The 15,040-nt window shown below is 43.5% G+C and carries 15 protein-coding genes; 10 read left to right on the top strand and 5 right to left on the bottom strand.

Going from position 1 to position 15,040, the window contains the following annotated elements:
- Positions 1–2 precede the first annotated feature (2 nt).
- The 5 genes from VPNCDNU1_RS19520 to VPNCDNU1_RS19500 all read right to left on the bottom strand — a co-directional run bounded on the left by VPNCDNU1_RS19520 (position 3) and on the right by VPNCDNU1_RS19500 (position 6,681).
- Entirely contained in the window at positions 3–1,358 is a 1,356-nt protein-coding gene (locus VPNCDNU1_RS19520; protein WP_104401883.1) for a histidine-type phosphatase, read from the bottom strand.
- An 18-nt stretch (positions 1,359–1,376) separates the two neighbouring features.
- Positions 1,377–2,453: an ABC transporter ATP-binding protein gene (locus VPNCDNU1_RS19515; protein ID WP_167404843.1), complete on the bottom strand. Its 1,077-nt coding sequence runs from the start codon at positions 2,451–2,453 to the stop codon at positions 1,377–1,379.
- 10 nt (positions 2,454–2,463) lie between these two features.
- Complete coding sequence (locus VPNCDNU1_RS19510) at positions 2,464–4,452, bottom strand: ABC transporter permease (protein WP_104401882.1); 1,989 nt, start codon at positions 4,450–4,452, stop codon at positions 2,464–2,466.
- A gap of 139 nt (positions 4,453–4,591) precedes the next feature.
- Positions 4,592–5,548 carry an extracellular solute-binding protein gene (locus VPNCDNU1_RS19505; protein ID WP_104401881.1) on the bottom strand — a complete coding sequence of 319 codons (957 nt, stop codon included), beginning with the start codon at positions 5,546–5,548 and terminating at the stop codon, positions 4,592–4,594.
- 449 nt (positions 5,549–5,997) lie between these two features.
- The gene (locus VPNCDNU1_RS19500) at positions 5,998–6,681 is read right to left on the bottom strand and encodes a helix-turn-helix transcriptional regulator (RefSeq protein ID WP_104401880.1); all 684 of its coding nucleotides are present in this window, start codon (positions 6,679–6,681) and stop codon (positions 5,998–6,000) included.
- A gap of 177 nt (positions 6,682–6,858) precedes the next feature.
- On the opposite strand from VPNCDNU1_RS19500, the gene VPNCDNU1_RS19495 reads away from it, so the two are divergent.
- The 10 genes from VPNCDNU1_RS19495 (at position 6,859) to VPNCDNU1_RS19450 (ending at position 14,991) form a co-directional block, all read left to right on the top strand.
- On the top strand, positions 6,859–7,254 hold the full coding sequence (locus VPNCDNU1_RS19495; RefSeq protein ID WP_104401879.1) for a RidA family protein: 396 nt from the start codon (positions 6,859–6,861) through the stop codon (positions 7,252–7,254).
- Positions 7,255–7,398: 144 nt separating this feature from the next.
- Positions 7,399–7,533 carry an entericidin EcnAB gene (locus VPNCDNU1_RS19490; RefSeq protein WP_101111556.1) on the top strand — a complete coding sequence of 45 codons (135 nt, stop codon included), beginning with the start codon at positions 7,399–7,401 and terminating at the stop codon, positions 7,531–7,533.
- A 171-nt stretch (positions 7,534–7,704) separates the two neighbouring features.
- Positions 7,705–8,709, top strand: coding sequence for a Gfo/Idh/MocA family protein (locus VPNCDNU1_RS19485; RefSeq protein ID WP_104401878.1), 1,005 nt, complete (start codon positions 7,705–7,707; stop codon positions 8,707–8,709).
- Positions 8,710–8,736: 27 nt separating this feature from the next.
- Positions 8,737–10,227 carry an SgrR family transcriptional regulator gene (locus VPNCDNU1_RS19480; protein WP_104401877.1) on the top strand — a complete coding sequence of 497 codons (1,491 nt, stop codon included), beginning with the start codon at positions 8,737–8,739 and terminating at the stop codon, positions 10,225–10,227.
- A gap of 64 nt (positions 10,228–10,291) precedes the next feature.
- Positions 10,292–10,879, top strand: coding sequence for a Crp/Fnr family transcriptional regulator (locus VPNCDNU1_RS19475; protein WP_104401876.1), 588 nt, complete (start codon positions 10,292–10,294; stop codon positions 10,877–10,879).
- 65 nt (positions 10,880–10,944) lie between these two features.
- Positions 10,945–11,391 (top strand): methyltransferase family protein, encoded by a 447-nt coding sequence (locus VPNCDNU1_RS19470; protein ID WP_104401875.1) that lies wholly within the window; start codon positions 10,945–10,947, stop codon positions 11,389–11,391.
- A gap of 176 nt (positions 11,392–11,567) precedes the next feature.
- Positions 11,568–12,074, top strand: a complete 507-nt coding sequence (locus tag VPNCDNU1_RS19465) for a GNAT family N-acetyltransferase (protein WP_104401874.1) — start codon at positions 11,568–11,570, stop codon at positions 12,072–12,074.
- A gap of 386 nt (positions 12,075–12,460) precedes the next feature.
- Entirely contained in the window at positions 12,461–13,474 is a 1,014-nt protein-coding gene (locus VPNCDNU1_RS19460) for an acyltransferase family protein (protein WP_104401873.1), read from the top strand.
- A 241-nt stretch (positions 13,475–13,715) separates the two neighbouring features.
- Positions 13,716–14,153: a hypothetical protein gene (locus tag VPNCDNU1_RS19455; RefSeq protein WP_371410804.1), complete on the top strand. Its 438-nt coding sequence runs from the start codon at positions 13,716–13,718 to the stop codon at positions 14,151–14,153.
- Between the two features lie 94 nt (positions 14,154–14,247).
- Positions 14,248–14,991 carry a sporulation protein gene (locus VPNCDNU1_RS19450; protein ID WP_104401872.1) on the top strand — a complete coding sequence of 248 codons (744 nt, stop codon included), beginning with the start codon at positions 14,248–14,250 and terminating at the stop codon, positions 14,989–14,991.
- The last annotated feature ends 49 nt before the right edge of the window (positions 14,992–15,040 follow it).

Genomic DNA, 15,040 nt, shown 5'->3' with positions numbered 1-15,040 from the left:
TTTCATTCTAGGGTTAGGTTTACGCGCCCTAACATATCAGCAAAACTTTGATGATCAGGTATTGCTGACAGCACAGCTTTGTAGTGTTCTTGAAACTGTATGAGGGGTATACCCGTTGCGAGGTCGTGTTGAACAAAAGGCCATGGCACTAAGCGCTCATTCACTAACAATCTAACAAAGTGCTGTCTAGATTCATCGGTTATGAGCTGGACACAAATATTTGCGCCCATCGTGATATGCCCGTAATCTCTCCAGCTTTTCATTCTATGAGTGTCGTAACCTTGCTCGGAAAGCAGCCCAAGTACGGAAAGTAAACCCGCCACCGCACCATCATGACCAAAATAAGCTGTGATGCCCGTATTAACATTCGAATGAAGAGTTTCGACCATATCGAATAGAATGGGCTGACACAGCACAGGCTGACAATTTTGATTTTGGTGAGCATTCCCAAAATAGTAATAGTATTCCCAGAGCACCATATCACGCAGCCAGCTATAGATCTCGGTCCCTTTTTCCTTCAACAATGCCTGTGCAAAGACGCCGGCTATTTTTCCATCGTCTTCAGTGATCGAGTCTTTCTCTATGAAGAGTTCTTTCTCTAAGGTCATTTCTTCTTGCTGAACCAAGCGATACAAGCAATACAGAAATTCGCTGGCATCTTCTTTTGAATCCACGTCTATAAAATGACGAGCCATGTTTACGACTCGGTTAGGGGATAAAGTGGAATGAAACTCAAGATCTGGTTGCCGAGCCCGATTAATTGCGGGTTTAAGGTAACGATGAAAGAACAAGTTGAGGTGGTTACTCTCGTGTTCATCGTGAGGGTTAACAAAGAAGCGAGCTGATGTGCCTTTATCGTGATGAGTGAATCGTCTGTTTTTAGCTGCGCCTTCACAAAAGGCATCTTGAGTTTGATTCGCCCGAAATACCTGCGAAGTCCCTGTTGTTAACTCGATCGAATGATTTCTGAAGCTACCCGCAATTCGATATCCAATGCCGAGAGCCTCCGTATACCCTCTCGAAGACAGCTGCCCTTCTTTATCTTTTGGGTATTTTTCAATGAATGCCTGGATGTACGCCCAAAGCTGGCACCCTTGTTTTGTTAAAGGGTGAGAATGAAAAAGGGGCTTAAGCCTGTTAAACCAAGTTTCTGGGTATTCGTGGTGCTCGGCAGCATACCTACACCCGTGTCGTCCAAAAAAATAGCAGTGTTGCAGCGTGTGTGTTTCTGGAATAGCCAGTTGGGAAGGATAAACCCCAGTATGAACAGGGTAAGGCATGTTATTAGCCAAAACATAGTGCCAATGAAAATGCTTGCCAGCCCATGCTGGAAGTATTGGATTGTTTTGCATGCTCATACTTACTTTATCCCGAGGTTAAGAAAAATCTTGAGGCATTTGATGGAAGCCAGTCAGCTTCTTAAAAGCAAGCCCGATGACTTGTTTTTCCGGGAATTGTTCTTGTGTTTCAACAATCACCTCCTGACTGTCTGATAATTCAACGAGGTATTGATAAAAATTGCCCAAATAAGAAACGGACTGGATGATGGCAGTGAAGTTAGCTTCTGTTTCTGGGACAACTTTCAACTCTTCAGGGCGGCAGAATACACAGCAAATATCTTCAAGATTGCCGTTAAGTTTTGCAGGGAAAGACGTGTGTATTTTATCCCCGTTCGTGAGCTCTATAGTCGATTTATCGAGCAGTTTTCCCCGTATAAACACCGCTCTGCCAATGAAGTCGGCAACAAATGCATTAATGGGCTCTTGATAAATGTTTTCGGGAGTGCCGACTTGGACGATGCTCCCTTTGTACATCACTGCAATGCGGTGAGAAATATCCAGTGCTTCTTCTTGGTCATGGGTAACATAAATTGCTGTAATACCTAGACGCCGTTGAATATCCCTTATCCCTCTGCGCAGGCTAACCCTAAGCTTTGCATCTAGATTACACAGGGGCTCATCTAACAAGAGTAAAGGTGGATCAATTACTAATGCTCTGGCTAAGGCGGCTCTTTGCTGCATACCGCCAGAGAGCTGTGAAGGGAATTGATGAATGGAATCCGATAACCCCACTAAATCCAGCACTTCGGCTACTCGGCGAGTGACTTCCTGTTTACTTACTTTTCTTTGATGTAGACCGTAAGCGACATTGTTGAATATGTTTTTTGTCGGCCACAGTGCGTAGTTTTGAAAGACGAACCCTATGTCTCTTTTCCAAGCAGGAATATGAATAACGTTTTTTTGATTAAAACGGATCTCACCATTAGACACGGTGTTGAAACCCGCGATAGCTCTTAACAGTGTTGTTTTGCCACAACCAGAGGGACCTAAAAGTGTAAACAACTCGCCGGGGTCTATGGTTAGTTCAACATTTTCTATGGCAGGAACGCCATCAAATTCAACGGAAGTGTTGTCAATCGTTACTCTCAATGGTTGAACAGCTTGATGAGGCATAGGGATATTCCTAACGTTTTTTGAACACAAAGTAGAGTGGGAAATAAATGATGACCATCATGATGACGGCGAGCGATGCTGCGATGCCAAAGTTGCTTCCTGGTGCCACGGTGTATTCAAACAACACAGCAGACATGGGGCGCCAAGGAGGACGAAACAAGAGAATAGTGGCACTAAGCTCTGTCACAGATTGCATGAACACGAGCGTAGCGCCAGTGACAGCACCACTTAAAATCATAGGGACAACTATTGTGTAGAAAACTTTTACAGGGTGCGCGCCAAGGCTGGTTGCGGCCTCTTCAAGTGATGGGTGTACTTGATAGAGAGTCGACTCTCCCATTTTAATGGCATAGGGCAGTTTCCTAATTAAGTACGCAATAGTCAGTATCCACCAAGTGCCAGTAAGGGTTAATACCCCGTCGTTAAATGAGTATATGTAGCCGATGGCAAAGACAGTCCCAGGAATAATGTAGGGCAGCATGGTCAGGTTATTGATGACAGGGCTGATAATAGGAAAGCGCTTTCTGACGATAATGTAGGCAATGGTGCTACCGAAAAACAGTGCCATAACAGTAGCAGCACCAGCAGTAGATAAACTGACCCATATTGAATTGAGTTGAGTGTCGTATACGTCATAATAGTTTTGCAGAGTGAATATGCTGGTCACCATCCCTGCTTGCCACTTTAAAAATGAAACAATCAACACAGTGACATGAGGGAGAAAAGCCATGGCAATCATGAAAGTGGCGAGCCCATAAGCAATGCCTTTAATTTTGGGTGTGACGTCTAACAGCGGCGCTTTTTTAACAGAAACAGACGAGAAAGTTTTGGATGCCAGTATCAATCGCTGAAAAGTCAGAAAAAGCGTGGCAACCACCACCATAACAACACTCGCAACACTGGCAATGCTCGTATTACCGCCCACCTCGTTCAGAAACTCTTTGTAGATCAACATTGGGAGGACCTCCATATCGAGTGACAATATGAACGGTGTACCAAAGTCGGAAAAAGCAACCATAGCGGACATATACAAGCCCGTAATCACACCGGGTAAGCAAGAAGGCACCTCAACGGTTAAGAAAGCTTTAAAGTTAGACGCTCCAAGGCTTAATGCTGATTCTCTTAATGATGCGTCTAATCCTTCAAATGAATCAAGAGTGGTTAAAAAAACAATAGGGAAGGCTAACCATATAACGACCCAGATAACGCCGTGTAATCCCATGATCGACCAATCCAAACCAAGCAGTTCGGTGAGCAGTCCTTGTGAACCCAAAAGCATTCTCCAAGAATATGCCCCCAAGAATGGTGGAGCGACGGAAGCCATCGCTATGGCTATGATGATTAGCTTTCTGTACTTCAAGTTGTACCTTGCGACTAACCAAGCAAGGGGAACCGCTAACGCAGTCGCAAAGAAGGCAGAAACAAAGGTAACGATAAGGCTATTAGATAGCGCACTTAGGTATCGAGATTTACCAAAAAAATCTGAATAAGCCTGCAATGACCAACTTTCCATTTGGTCGCTAAACGTTAAATACGCATCTTCTTGGTGAGAAATCAAAACGCGTTGTTTTGCCACTTCAATCTCGAAAGGCACCTTACGTTTCAATTCTTGCCCAAAATTGAGTTGGTTGACCACGGTTTGTTTAATAACAAATTGCCCTGAAGGGCTCACTAAGAACAGGCTTCTTTGTCCCGTTTTTTTCGCAGATTCTATCGGTTCGTTTAACGTAAGTTGAGTCTGTGTTTCCGTTAATCTTTCAATGTCTATTTTCAGCTCATTTCTAGCGAGAGAAATAGCGGTGTTAGTTGATGATAATTTCTGAAATTGCTCTAAATCGTCATTTACCAATGCAAGTTTTGTCGGGGTTACTTCAATGGTAAAAACCCCGCCGTCCCGTTGGAACGACGTCGTTAATATCCATAGTTGAGGCAACACGATAAATACTATCGCCCCAAAAATGCAGAAGTATGTATAGGTTTTCCATGCCGTTATCTTCATTACACCAATTACACCAATTACACCAATTACACCAATTACACCGCTATTACGTCTGGACTAGAAATGCGCAAATATCTATTTCTCAAGAGCTTCAATTCTCAAGAGCTTCAATTCTCAAGAGCTTGAATTCTCAAGCGCCTTATTTCTCAAGAATTTTGGTGAACCGCGCGTTCACTATGCTTTGAGGTTCCTTCGCAGGAAACAAAGGTAACTCACCAAGTTTAGGAAGACCGACAGGGGGTTTTACATCTGTTCTGACTGAACGGCGATTGATGGTTTTAACTGCGATTTCTTGCCCCTTAACACTGCCAATGAACGCCATCAGTTTTTTAGCATCTTGAGCATTAGGTGCGTTTTGAACTAACCCGTATGCATCAACTTGAACCGTTAAAGCATCCGTTGGATAAATCATTTTTACGGGCAGACCTTGTGCTTCCCATTTTGCGCCGAGATCTTCATTGATCCATCCCGCTGCGGCTTCCCCATCCTTCACACCATTGAACATAGGTGTCGACCCAGGTACTGCTTTAGCCGTTTTAATTAATTGAGTGGTGAAATCCCAACCCATTCCGTTGGCAAGACCAGCGACAATGGAGTATCCCGTGCCTGAATGGTTAGGGTTGGCGAGCAGTAATCCGCCTTTTTTAGACCAATCTGTATCGAGCAAAGAGGCGACAGTAGTAGGGTATTCAGAAGGTTTGACTAAGTGGGTGTTTACCAATAACGGCTGGGTAAATACCGTAAATGCGTGCCATCGGCTGTCGCCATCTTTGATCATGGCCATTTTGTCAGCGTCCAGCGTAGAGGCTTGATATAAATCGGCATTAATGTCGTAACTTTGAACGGGTCCGCCAAACGTTAAATCGGCAGCGGGGTTGGATTGTTCAGCCCGAACTCGCTGGAACATTTCTCCCGTTCCCAACACAACAACATCGATTTTGATATCGCCATTTATTTTTCGAAACTCCTTAAAAAGTGGTTCGTATATTTCTGGTCCGTGCGCGGTGTAAACAACAACGTTTCCACCAACAGATATCGCTGAATAAAAAAATAACAGCGAGGTGAGTATCTTGGTCATTAAGTGTGTCTTTTCCATGTGGCTCTATCCTTAATCTTCCGTTTTCATGATCAATGCGAATAGGGCGGAGTATTTCCAGACGAATTCACATTGTTAGGGGCATTCCATTCAAACTTATGAGCTACAACACAACTGCTTTAATTTAGCCATATCAAATATGATTACACGGTTCAATAAGACGAAGAGTGCATATTGATATACTGTGAATTGCTCAATAATTGAACGCTCGCAAGCGATTAAATCACATCAATGGATTTAATCTGACACACGAATATTTCGCATTTGTGTGATTTTTATTATGTGTTTCTCACAATTAAGTCAGATAAAAGAGAAAGGAGGTGGAGGCATTGGGTAGAAAGCGCTGCGCTAATTTTTGCTGCTGTACTCTTCAGATAAGAGTGAGAGTAGAGCAGCTAAAGGGGGATCAAAGCAGAATATTCCGAGTAATTTCTATGGTAATTTTGGGCTTAGCAACGCTGATCTTGTATTTGGTACGCCGTGAAATTTTTATCCTCTTCATCTTCAAAATATTCATCACTTAACACCATAGATTGAATGCGATCGAGGCGGAAATGGCGGAAGTCTTTCCTTTTTTCGCACCAGCTAACCAATAGCCAAACGGGGCTAAAAAATATAAGCGCAAGCGGGCGTAGCGTTCGGGAAGTTGTTTTTTTGTTATCGTCGCAGTAGTGGATGTCGATTTTTCGTTTTTCGCGTATGCACTCGCGGAGGTCGGAGAAACTGATGCTCCACGGGAGAATCGCTTCACTTGGCATGGAGTAGGTGGTGATTTGTTGATATTCGCCTTGAAGCTGAGCCGGTAAGATCGCCTGAATTTTTTCAAGAGCGCTCGTCGCTTTCAATGCAAAGGGATCATCGGTCCATTGACGTACCATACTGATGCCAAGACCAATCGCTTCCAGCTCATCAATATCAAAGGTAACAGGGGGCAGGTAGTATTTCTTATCGATGATGTACCCCACACCCGCTTCGCCATAAATCGGTGCGCCCGACGTGACCAGATCTTGAATGTCTCGGTAAACAGTGCGAGTACAGATTTGAAATTCCTCAGCAATTTGCTGTGCAGTGACGGCGCGATGGCGGCTTCTAAGATAATGAGCCATTTTTAATAGCCTATCTGCTCGTCTCATTCTTTTGCTCCTGCGTAGAAATAGTCTTTATCGCGATCATTGAACTTTGCCTTGAGGAATTAGCTCAGTAATGCACCCTTGGGTAGGTGAGTATATTAAATTAACCCTACTGACACCATGCTGTCAGTAGGGTGTCGTTATGCTCTATTCCACTCACCCAAAATAGGAATAGAAGTGATGAAAAGAACAGCCGTTAACCCATGGAATTGGTCTCTGAATTTTGGTTACAGCCAAGCGGAAATTATTGAGGGCGTAGCCCGTCAGCTAAATTGTGCAGGACAAACCGCCGTGGATGCAGAAGGTGCGCCGCAACACATTGGGGATATGCGGAATCAGATCGCATTGGCAATGGATAACCTTGAAACGGTACTAAAAGCAGCAGATATGGGGCTTGAAAATATTACTCAACTGCGCGTCTATACCACTGATGTGGATGAAGCGATGAAACATTTCGATATTCTCGGAATGCGAATGGGGCCAGTAAACGCAGCGCCCCCGATGACGCTATTAGGTGTTACCCGACTTGCGCTGCCTGAGCTGCTATTTGAAATAGAAGCAATAGCCGCAGACTAATGTTTCTGGCAGTAGGCTATTGAATAACAGCCAAAACATTCTCATTGCTAAGCAAACCAATATCAATTGAATCGCAGAGTAGGCATTGCTTTTCCTTCTTTGTTAGAATCCACAACAAGATATTAACGAGCAAGGGTTTACATTATGAGAATGTCTTTTTTGATTGTCGCCATGAGTTTTGTACTTGGCGGCTGTGCCAAAACGTGGGAAGGCGTTAAAGACGATTCGTCCGAGATTTGGAAAGAGACAAAAGAAACCATCCACGAAGCGACTGAATAACAGGCTCGTTTTCAATTGGATTATCATAAAGCAGCGTATTTTGAATACGCTGCTTTTTTGTTGGAAAACATTTCTGAGAGAAAAACACAGAACAAGTCAGCGGCTTTGTTCCATATTAAATAGCGTTGTCTCTCGCTACACTGCTGCGCATTATACTAACGGAGTTAAACAATGAGCGCATCAGACATTAAGATAAAATGGGGCATTGCAGGGTTAGGAAATATCGCGACGCGCTTTGCTACCGCCTTAACACAGCATTGTGATAATGCAGAACTGTATGCAGTGGCAGCCAGAGACCAAAATCGAGCTCAAGGCTTTGGAGAGAAATATGGTTGTGATACATGTTATGGCAGCTACGAAGCGTTAGCAAAAGATCCGAACGTACAAGCCATTTATGTGGCGACGGTCCACCCCTACCATCAACCTTTAACAGAATTGTTCCTTAAACATAGAAAACATGTCCTAGTGGAAAAACCGGCTTTTACGAATGTGGCAGATTGGCTTGCCATGAGCGCATTAGCAAAACAACAGGGCGTTTTGCTATTAGAAGCCATGAAAACGGTGGCGTTTCCCGCATACCAAGAGTTGAAGAACTATCTAGTAGATAACCAAATTCAACTTACTTCGATAGAAGCGGGTTTTGGTAATGAGCACGATTTTGATCCAGACTTGTTCATTTTCAATCACGAGCTGGCGGGTGGGACGACATTGGATGTAGGCGTTTACGGTTTATGGCTGTTCTGCGACTTGTGTGACACACTCAATGTTAAGATTTCCGCACCAGCCGTTAAAATGTTTACCTCTTTTGCGCAGTCCAAAGTGGATGAAGATGCACTCTTCCAATTTGATGGTGCGATAAGCGGGATGATCTCTGCTTCCATTGTAAAAAATCTACCCCGTGATGCGGTATTAAAAGGCAGGAATGTGACTATTACCATTCACGACAAATGGTGGAACCCGAGCCATATCAGTATCGAAACTCAAAATGAGCGTTTTTCTATAGACCACCCTATAAAAGGGAATGGGTTTGAATACGAGATAGAACACTTTTCACAGCTCTTGTTAGATGGAATGATGGAGTCTGCGATTTTAAAACCACACGTGACCGAGCAGGTTCTGTCGATTATGGATCATGGTTTAGTAGACGCGGGTTACGCGCACTTAACGCAGAGATGAAGCCTGTAATACAAAGAAAAAGATGGAATGGAAAACCTTAAACGCAAACTCGATATCTACGAACGGCTATTTAGCACTTATGGTCCTGGAGTGTCGGAATGTCAGATAAGTGAACTGGCGGCTCTCTTGCACGTCAGTGAGCGGCACGTTCAAACGCTGTTGAAAAAAATGGTGGCGGCAAGGTGGATCGAGTGGGCAGCGCAATCTGGTCGAAACAAAAAAGCGCAGCTATCTTGCCTTATTGAACCGATAGAAGCGTGTTATGAAATTGCGACTCCTTTGGCTGATTCCGGTAACGTAGAGCAGCTTCTTAATGTGCTGTCTTTCGGGGGCAGAGATCCTCAAAAAGAGCTGGAAGCTTACCTAGCGCAATCGCAAGAAGCCATTCAACGCATCGCTTATATCCCTTTTCATCGAGAGCTAGAAAGGTTACACCCGTTCAGTTCTTTGCGCCGTACGGAACGTTTTTTGGTGACTCAAATCTGCCAGCGATTAACGTCTACCCACAACGGCAAGTTAGAAGGTGACCTTGCCTATCAATGGCGTAGCAATTCCAGCGCAACATGCTGGCATTTTCAAGTTCGCAGCGGTGTACATTTTCATGATGGAAGTTTGCTGAGTGCTCAAGATGTGGTGACATGTTTGCAAGCTCTCGTTTCAACTCAATATTGGGCGCGTTTGTATCGGCACATAGCGAGTGTGAAGGCGACATCGAACGAGCTAATAGAAATCACGCTGAGTGAGGCAGATTGGCATTTACCTCGGTTGCTTTCACGAGCGGAAGCATCAATATTTAAGCTGCCTTCCAGTGAACGCTTGGTAGGGTCTGGCGCTTTTTCTCTTGATGTATTTTCATCGAAAATGCTTAGGCTTGGTCGGAATGACCGATACAGTCACAGCACAGCCATACTGAAACGAGTAGAGTTGTGGGTTTATCCAGATTGGGCGAAAAGCAAAAGCTGCGCAGTAAACCAAGTGTGCCTACAAATGCCTGATCAAACCCAATCCATTGAAAGCCAAAAACCGTCTACATTTTTAAAAGTTAAAAACACCTCGGAAGACCGACTCTTCAGTGAAGGTTCGAAAATCAGCAGCGAAGATACATCGGAATGCCAAGCGCTAAGTTTTGCTGTTTTAAACACAAACGGTGAAAATCACACAGTTGAAGTTGTTCCATATGGGCATTACCACCAAGATTTCGAACAGGCTTTTTGCAGCATTATTGATGAGAACGATACGTTTATTTCGTGGTTGTCTTTCTTCTGTTTATACCCATTTCGCTTAGATTGTTTTCAGAACGATATTGACGGAATACGTTCGCAAGCAAATCATGCCGAAGCACTGGAAGAGTTAGAAGCGCTAAAAGCCAAAGCAAAAGCACTCGGAATGGTGGTGGAATTGAAGCAAGAATCGTTCAGTTTAGCGGTTTCTAAAAACATTAAGAATACACAAGTGAACGGGTTTGGCTGGTGTGAGCTGGGCGATATCTGGATTTCGGATCTGCCGTTAGAATGGTAGATAGACATAGCCTCTTCGTTATACATATCCTATCCGTCATACGGAATTTAAGGCAGTAGGGAAAATGAACGATTCATCTGAACAGCGATTAAAACACTTTCTGGAGCGAGTCGTGCCGAATATTCAGTACGACACCCATGATCTTCAGCAGTTTTCCTTTGCTGATTACCAAGAGAAACAGTCGATTTTTTCGGTGGGTGATAACGTTACGGATGTACATTTTTTACTGCAGGGTGTTGGTCGTTATTATTATCTCGATTTGGAAGGGGTGGAGCGAAATAAATCCCTAGTGAAAGCGGGCGGCGCATTTACTAGTGTTAGCTCGTTGGTCGCGAATGCCCCAAGCCCTTTTTACGCTGAAACCATCACACCATGCAGCCTAGCCTCTATCCCTTATTCTTCCCTTGTATCTTTGTCGGAAAAACATCCCTATTGGAACGCCTTTGTAAGAAAAATCTATGAGCAATTGGTTCTGAAGAAAGAACGTCGAGAGGCGGAATTTTTGCTATTGGATGCTAAAACACGCTACCAAAACTTCCTAAGCGAGTTTTCGGAAGAAAGCCATCTTATTCCATTACGTCATGTTGCTATGTACCTAGGTATTACGGACGTGACGCTTTCACGGATCCGCAGAGAATTGGGCTTAACATAAGTTAAGGCTTGCCACTTTTCTAACAAGTAGACTGCAACTCCTCATTGAATTTTTAGGATACGCAGATGAAAAAGCTACTTCCCCCCTATTTATTTGTGCTGACGGTTTTCGCGATGGGTGCTGTTTGTTGGTACTCAAATTCACCTCACTTAATCGCCATGCCTTATTCATTTCTAGGTTTATTGTTTGTTGCTTTTGGTATTGCCCTCGCGGGTAGAAGTAGCGCTTTGTTTCGCAAAGTTGGAACCAACATAATGACGTTTGATGAACCGGGAAAGCTGGTAACAACGGGCGCATTCAAATTCACCCGAAACCCTATGTACCTTGGGTTCTCCATTGCGTTATTTGGATTTGCTGTTTTATTCGGCGCGGCCATCTCATCTTTTGTGTTGGTTGTGTTCTATGTGGTTGTTTCGGATCGGTGGTATATCGCTTATGAAGAGCGAGAAATGGTCAAGAAATTTGGTGAAGAATACAGCCTATATCGAAATTCTGTGAGGCGTTGGATCTAACCCGAGCTCTGGTTAACCCAAAAAGTTGCTGATTTAGCGTGTAAGAAATACGGGGAAAATGCGTGCCACTTCATGCTAATCCCCTCAGTTTGCATGAATTATTCTGTTAAGGTTTACCAGCTTATTTGGTGAGTAAACAGGTAAGTTTTAAGAAAAAGAAGTACTGAGAAAACACAATGACTGTAGAGATAAGATCCGCATTATTAAAAGATATAAACCAAATTGCCCAAATACATGTGGATTCTTGGGGCGTGGCGTTTGAAGGCTTAATGCCTCAAGGGTACATATCGGGTTATACCCTTGATGTGAGAAGAAAAGAATGGAGAAGCATTATTCAAACGGAAAGTGAATGCGTTATTGTTGCTGAGCGTGACCAGCAAGTGGTCGGCTTTTTATCCTACTACATCAATCCCACCCATTCGGACGTTATCGAATTAAGCAAGCTCTACCTTTCCCCTTATCTATACCGACAAGGTGTCGGAACACAGTTGATGAATGCGTTTAATCAAGTGGTAAAAGCAGAGGCTATCAAACGTATCTCTCTTTACGTTCTAGACAGTAACCAATCGGCAATGAAGTTCTATCAAAAGCTTGGTTTTGTTGAAACTGGTGAATTCGAAAAAACGGAATACGACGGAGAAACCATCATTGATATTCGGCTTATGAAAACGTTAACGAGTTAAGTTTTATCGTTATTTTAAGAGGCAAGCTAAATTGAAATAGTAACCCCCCTCTGTATCGAGGTTGTTAAACATACCCCTCCCCAATTTAAGAACCAGCCGAGCTCTTTAGGTATCCAATTTAACGCGAATACTGAAACTTCAGGCTGTGAAGCTGGTTCAAATCCCGTTGAGCTAATGCTGCAATGGCTACAAGTGTCACCTATTTAAGTTGTTGAAAATATTTACTTTTGTTTTGTTTCTGTAGTTTTACTGTTATGAGCTGTAAGGAAAAGGTCAAGTCGTCTCAAATAAGAGTCATGCGTTTAAGGCATTATTTGAGGGATTTTGGCGAGCTTTAACAGATCGTCGTAACTCAGCCAATAAGCAAAAACAAAATAGGGTAGGACGTGGAAAATAGAACGGATTGGGTCGATTACGCAAAAGGTATAGGTATTCTACTTGTAGTGTATGGGCATGTGGCGAGAGGGTTGTTCAACGCCAATATAGATATGCCTACTGCGTTTTACCATATGGCAGACAGCGTGGTTTATAGCTTTCACATGCCGCTATTTTTCTTTTTGTCAGGGTTGTTTTTTTACCGTTCGTTTTCCAAGCGAGGTGCTAAGAAACTGATGTTCAGCAAGGTGGACACCATTTTCTACCCGTACGTTTTGTGGTCTTTATTGCAAGGCAGTATTGAAGCCGTTTTATCGAACTACACTAACGGGAATGTGTCTTTCAGTGATGTATTTGCGTTGCTTTGGGAGCCAAGAGCCCAGTTTTGGTTCTTGTATGCGCTTTTCTTTGTGTTTCTAGTCAGCTCTGTCGTGTATTCCATCGGCTCTAAAGCGTTGGGGATGGGGCTTTTTGTCGTCACGGTATTGCTGTATGTATTTGCTTCATTTTTGCCAGACGTCACTCTTATTAACTTCTTAACTCAAAATCTAGTGTTCTTCTTTTTAGGAATAATCTTCACTCAGTACGCTTTAGATCGCTTCTTTAAATCTGGTGCGGCACTGGGCGTTACGTTAATTTTATTTGCCTTTATTCAGTGGGTGTATCACGGCTTATGGGGTATGGATTACAGTCAGAGAGGGGCAGAATCACTGATTGTTGCTATTTGCTCGATAGCGTTTGTCACGTCACTATCCATCACGATATCTAAAGGATCCTTTGGGTTTTTGAAAACGCTAGGAGTAGCGTCGATGTCGATTTATGTTATGCATATATTGGCCGGCAGTGGCGTGAGAGTGGTGTTAACAAAAGGGATGGGTATTGAGTCTGCACCGGTGCATTTGATTGTTGGTATGGCAGTGGCCACATTGGCTCCTTTAATTGCGCACAAAGTCATTGAGGCGTTTCGTATTCCTTATATCTTGTCTGCACCTATTTCTCGCCGTTTTCAACCCCGTAATCATTGAGGCGTTTTGTCACACGAAAACCCAGCAAAACCAATTTCGCAGGTATTAACGTTATTGATAGATGTAAATAAAAACACGCTCAATATGCAGGATTCAGAGCTTTAGCTCCTTCTCTATTTTAAAGAGTGATTTTGCTGGCCATTTCCTACTGAGAAGCGAATCGCAAGGTTTATATGGATTTACCCAATTCCGTTTTTTATTCCATATAATTCATTTAGTTACTACTTCTTGGTTGCACTGAATGATGAAAAAAATAGCGGCGTATACACTGACTTTTTCCTTTGTGGCTTTTCTGCTGGTGGGGAGCAAACTTGATTGGTTTGCATCAAGTAACCCAGATTCGTTTCCTAAATTGCCTGAAGCGCCTGATTTTAGTGTATCGAGTGAATTTGATGGGAAATGGGTAGGGCGTCGGATCAACGAATCGAACAGCAGCTTATGCGAGCCAACAACAATAGAAGGCGAAGTGGTTGATGGGCTGGTCACCTTTGTTCTCACATACAACGGAACACCGCTCAAAGGCTGGGTATCAGACAACAAAGATCTGACATTGTATGCAAGCCATAGCCAATGGGATTATCGATTTTCTGGCAAGGTCACGAGCGACAAAATTCAAGGGAAATGGAATCTGAACAATGGTCCTTGCCACGGAGTTTGGTATCTCGAAAAGATCGCATAATTGCTTAAGCTTGCCCTTTCGCTCACTCAATGCTTGAATCTACGCGCCACAACCCATATCTAATCTTTGTCTCAACACATAATAAGGAATACAGATGTTTGGAAAGTTAAAGGCGTCATTAGGTATTGGTGCAGCGAAAGTGGATACGGTGTTGCACAACATGAGCCTTTCTCAAGGTGAAACGTTAGAAGGGACCGTTCATATTCAAGGCGGTGATGTTGAGCAACAAATTGATGCGATAAAACTGAAACTTTGCACACAAGTAAAAGTGGAATCAGACAGCGGCACAAGCTACCCATCATTTGTGTTGGGGCATCTCCAAGCGGTGGAGCCTTTTGTTATTGGCCCGGGTGAAGAGAAACAAGTCAATTTTGAACTTAAGCTTCACGACGAAACGCCAGTGACTGCGTTGAATGCACTAAACAACCTATGTCATGTTTGGGTTGAAACAACGTTGGATATTGATTTTGCTATCGACCCTAAAGACCGAGATCTTGTGGAAGTGAAACCTCTTCCAGTCGTGTCTAGCGTGATATCTGCTATTGAATCAGCAGGGTTTACGATGGTAAAAGCAGACGTTGAAAAAGGTCATTTACGCGCGAACACATTCCAGTCGCACTCCGGTTGTTATCAGGAAATTGAATTTCGCAACAATGGATTTGTGACCAGCAAAGAGATCGAACTTTCATTTATTCTAGACGGCAACGTAGTTCATTGTTTAGCGGAAGTTGACCGCGCAATGAGCCTTCGTGGGGATCAATATGTGTCCTTCACCCTAAACCGAAACGCTTCCGCACAAGAAGTGCAAGCTGCAGTATCGCGCGTTCTTTCTGTGTAGTTAGGCATGGGCGAAAAAGACAAGGCTTAATTATACCAATCGTAGTAAG

It is taken from the genome of Vibrio penaeicida (genome assembly GCF_002933855.1).
In the GTDB taxonomy this organism is placed as follows: Bacteria; Pseudomonadota; Gammaproteobacteria; order Enterobacterales; family Vibrionaceae; genus Vibrio; species Vibrio penaeicida_A.
The sequence above is the reverse complement of the archived record's forward strand: the minus strand, read 5'-3'. Positions and strand labels throughout refer to the sequence as shown.

Excerpts from the sequence above, each read along its gene's own strand:
- VPNCDNU1_RS19520 (WP_104401883.1), bottom strand. The coding sequence starts at position 1,358 with ATGAGCATGCAAAACAATCCAATACTTCCAGCATGGGCTGGCAAGCAT.
- VPNCDNU1_RS19515 (WP_167404843.1), bottom strand. The coding sequence starts at position 2,453 with ATGCCTCATCAAGCTGTTCAACCATTGAGAGTAACGATTGACAACACT.
- VPNCDNU1_RS19510 (WP_104401882.1), bottom strand. The coding sequence starts at position 4,452 with ATGAAGATAACGGCATGGAAAACCTATACATACTTCTGCATTTTTGGG.
- VPNCDNU1_RS19505 (WP_104401881.1), bottom strand. The coding sequence starts at position 5,548 with ATGGAAAAGACACACTTAATGACCAAGATACTCACCTCGCTGTTATTT.
- VPNCDNU1_RS19500 (WP_104401880.1), bottom strand. The coding sequence starts at position 6,681 with ATGAGACGAGCAGATAGGCTATTAAAAATGGCTCATTATCTTAGAAGC.
- VPNCDNU1_RS19495 (WP_104401879.1), top strand. The coding sequence starts at position 6,859 with ATGAAAAGAACAGCCGTTAACCCATGGAATTGGTCTCTGAATTTTGGT.
- VPNCDNU1_RS19490 (WP_101111556.1), top strand. The coding sequence starts at position 7,399 with ATGAGAATGTCTTTTTTGATTGTCGCCATGAGTTTTGTACTTGGCGGC.
- VPNCDNU1_RS19485 (WP_104401878.1), top strand. The coding sequence starts at position 7,705 with ATGAGCGCATCAGACATTAAGATAAAATGGGGCATTGCAGGGTTAGGA.
- VPNCDNU1_RS19480 (WP_104401877.1), top strand. The coding sequence starts at position 8,737 with ATGGAAAACCTTAAACGCAAACTCGATATCTACGAACGGCTATTTAGC.
- VPNCDNU1_RS19475 (WP_104401876.1), top strand. The coding sequence starts at position 10,292 with ATGAACGATTCATCTGAACAGCGATTAAAACACTTTCTGGAGCGAGTC.
- VPNCDNU1_RS19470 (WP_104401875.1), top strand. The coding sequence starts at position 10,945 with ATGAAAAAGCTACTTCCCCCCTATTTATTTGTGCTGACGGTTTTCGCG.
- VPNCDNU1_RS19465 (WP_104401874.1), top strand. The coding sequence starts at position 11,568 with ATGACTGTAGAGATAAGATCCGCATTATTAAAAGATATAAACCAAATT.
- VPNCDNU1_RS19455 (WP_371410804.1), top strand. The coding sequence starts at position 13,716 with ATGATGAAAAAAATAGCGGCGTATACACTGACTTTTTCCTTTGTGGCT.
- VPNCDNU1_RS19450 (WP_104401872.1), top strand. The coding sequence starts at position 14,248 with ATGTTTGGAAAGTTAAAGGCGTCATTAGGTATTGGTGCAGCGAAAGTG.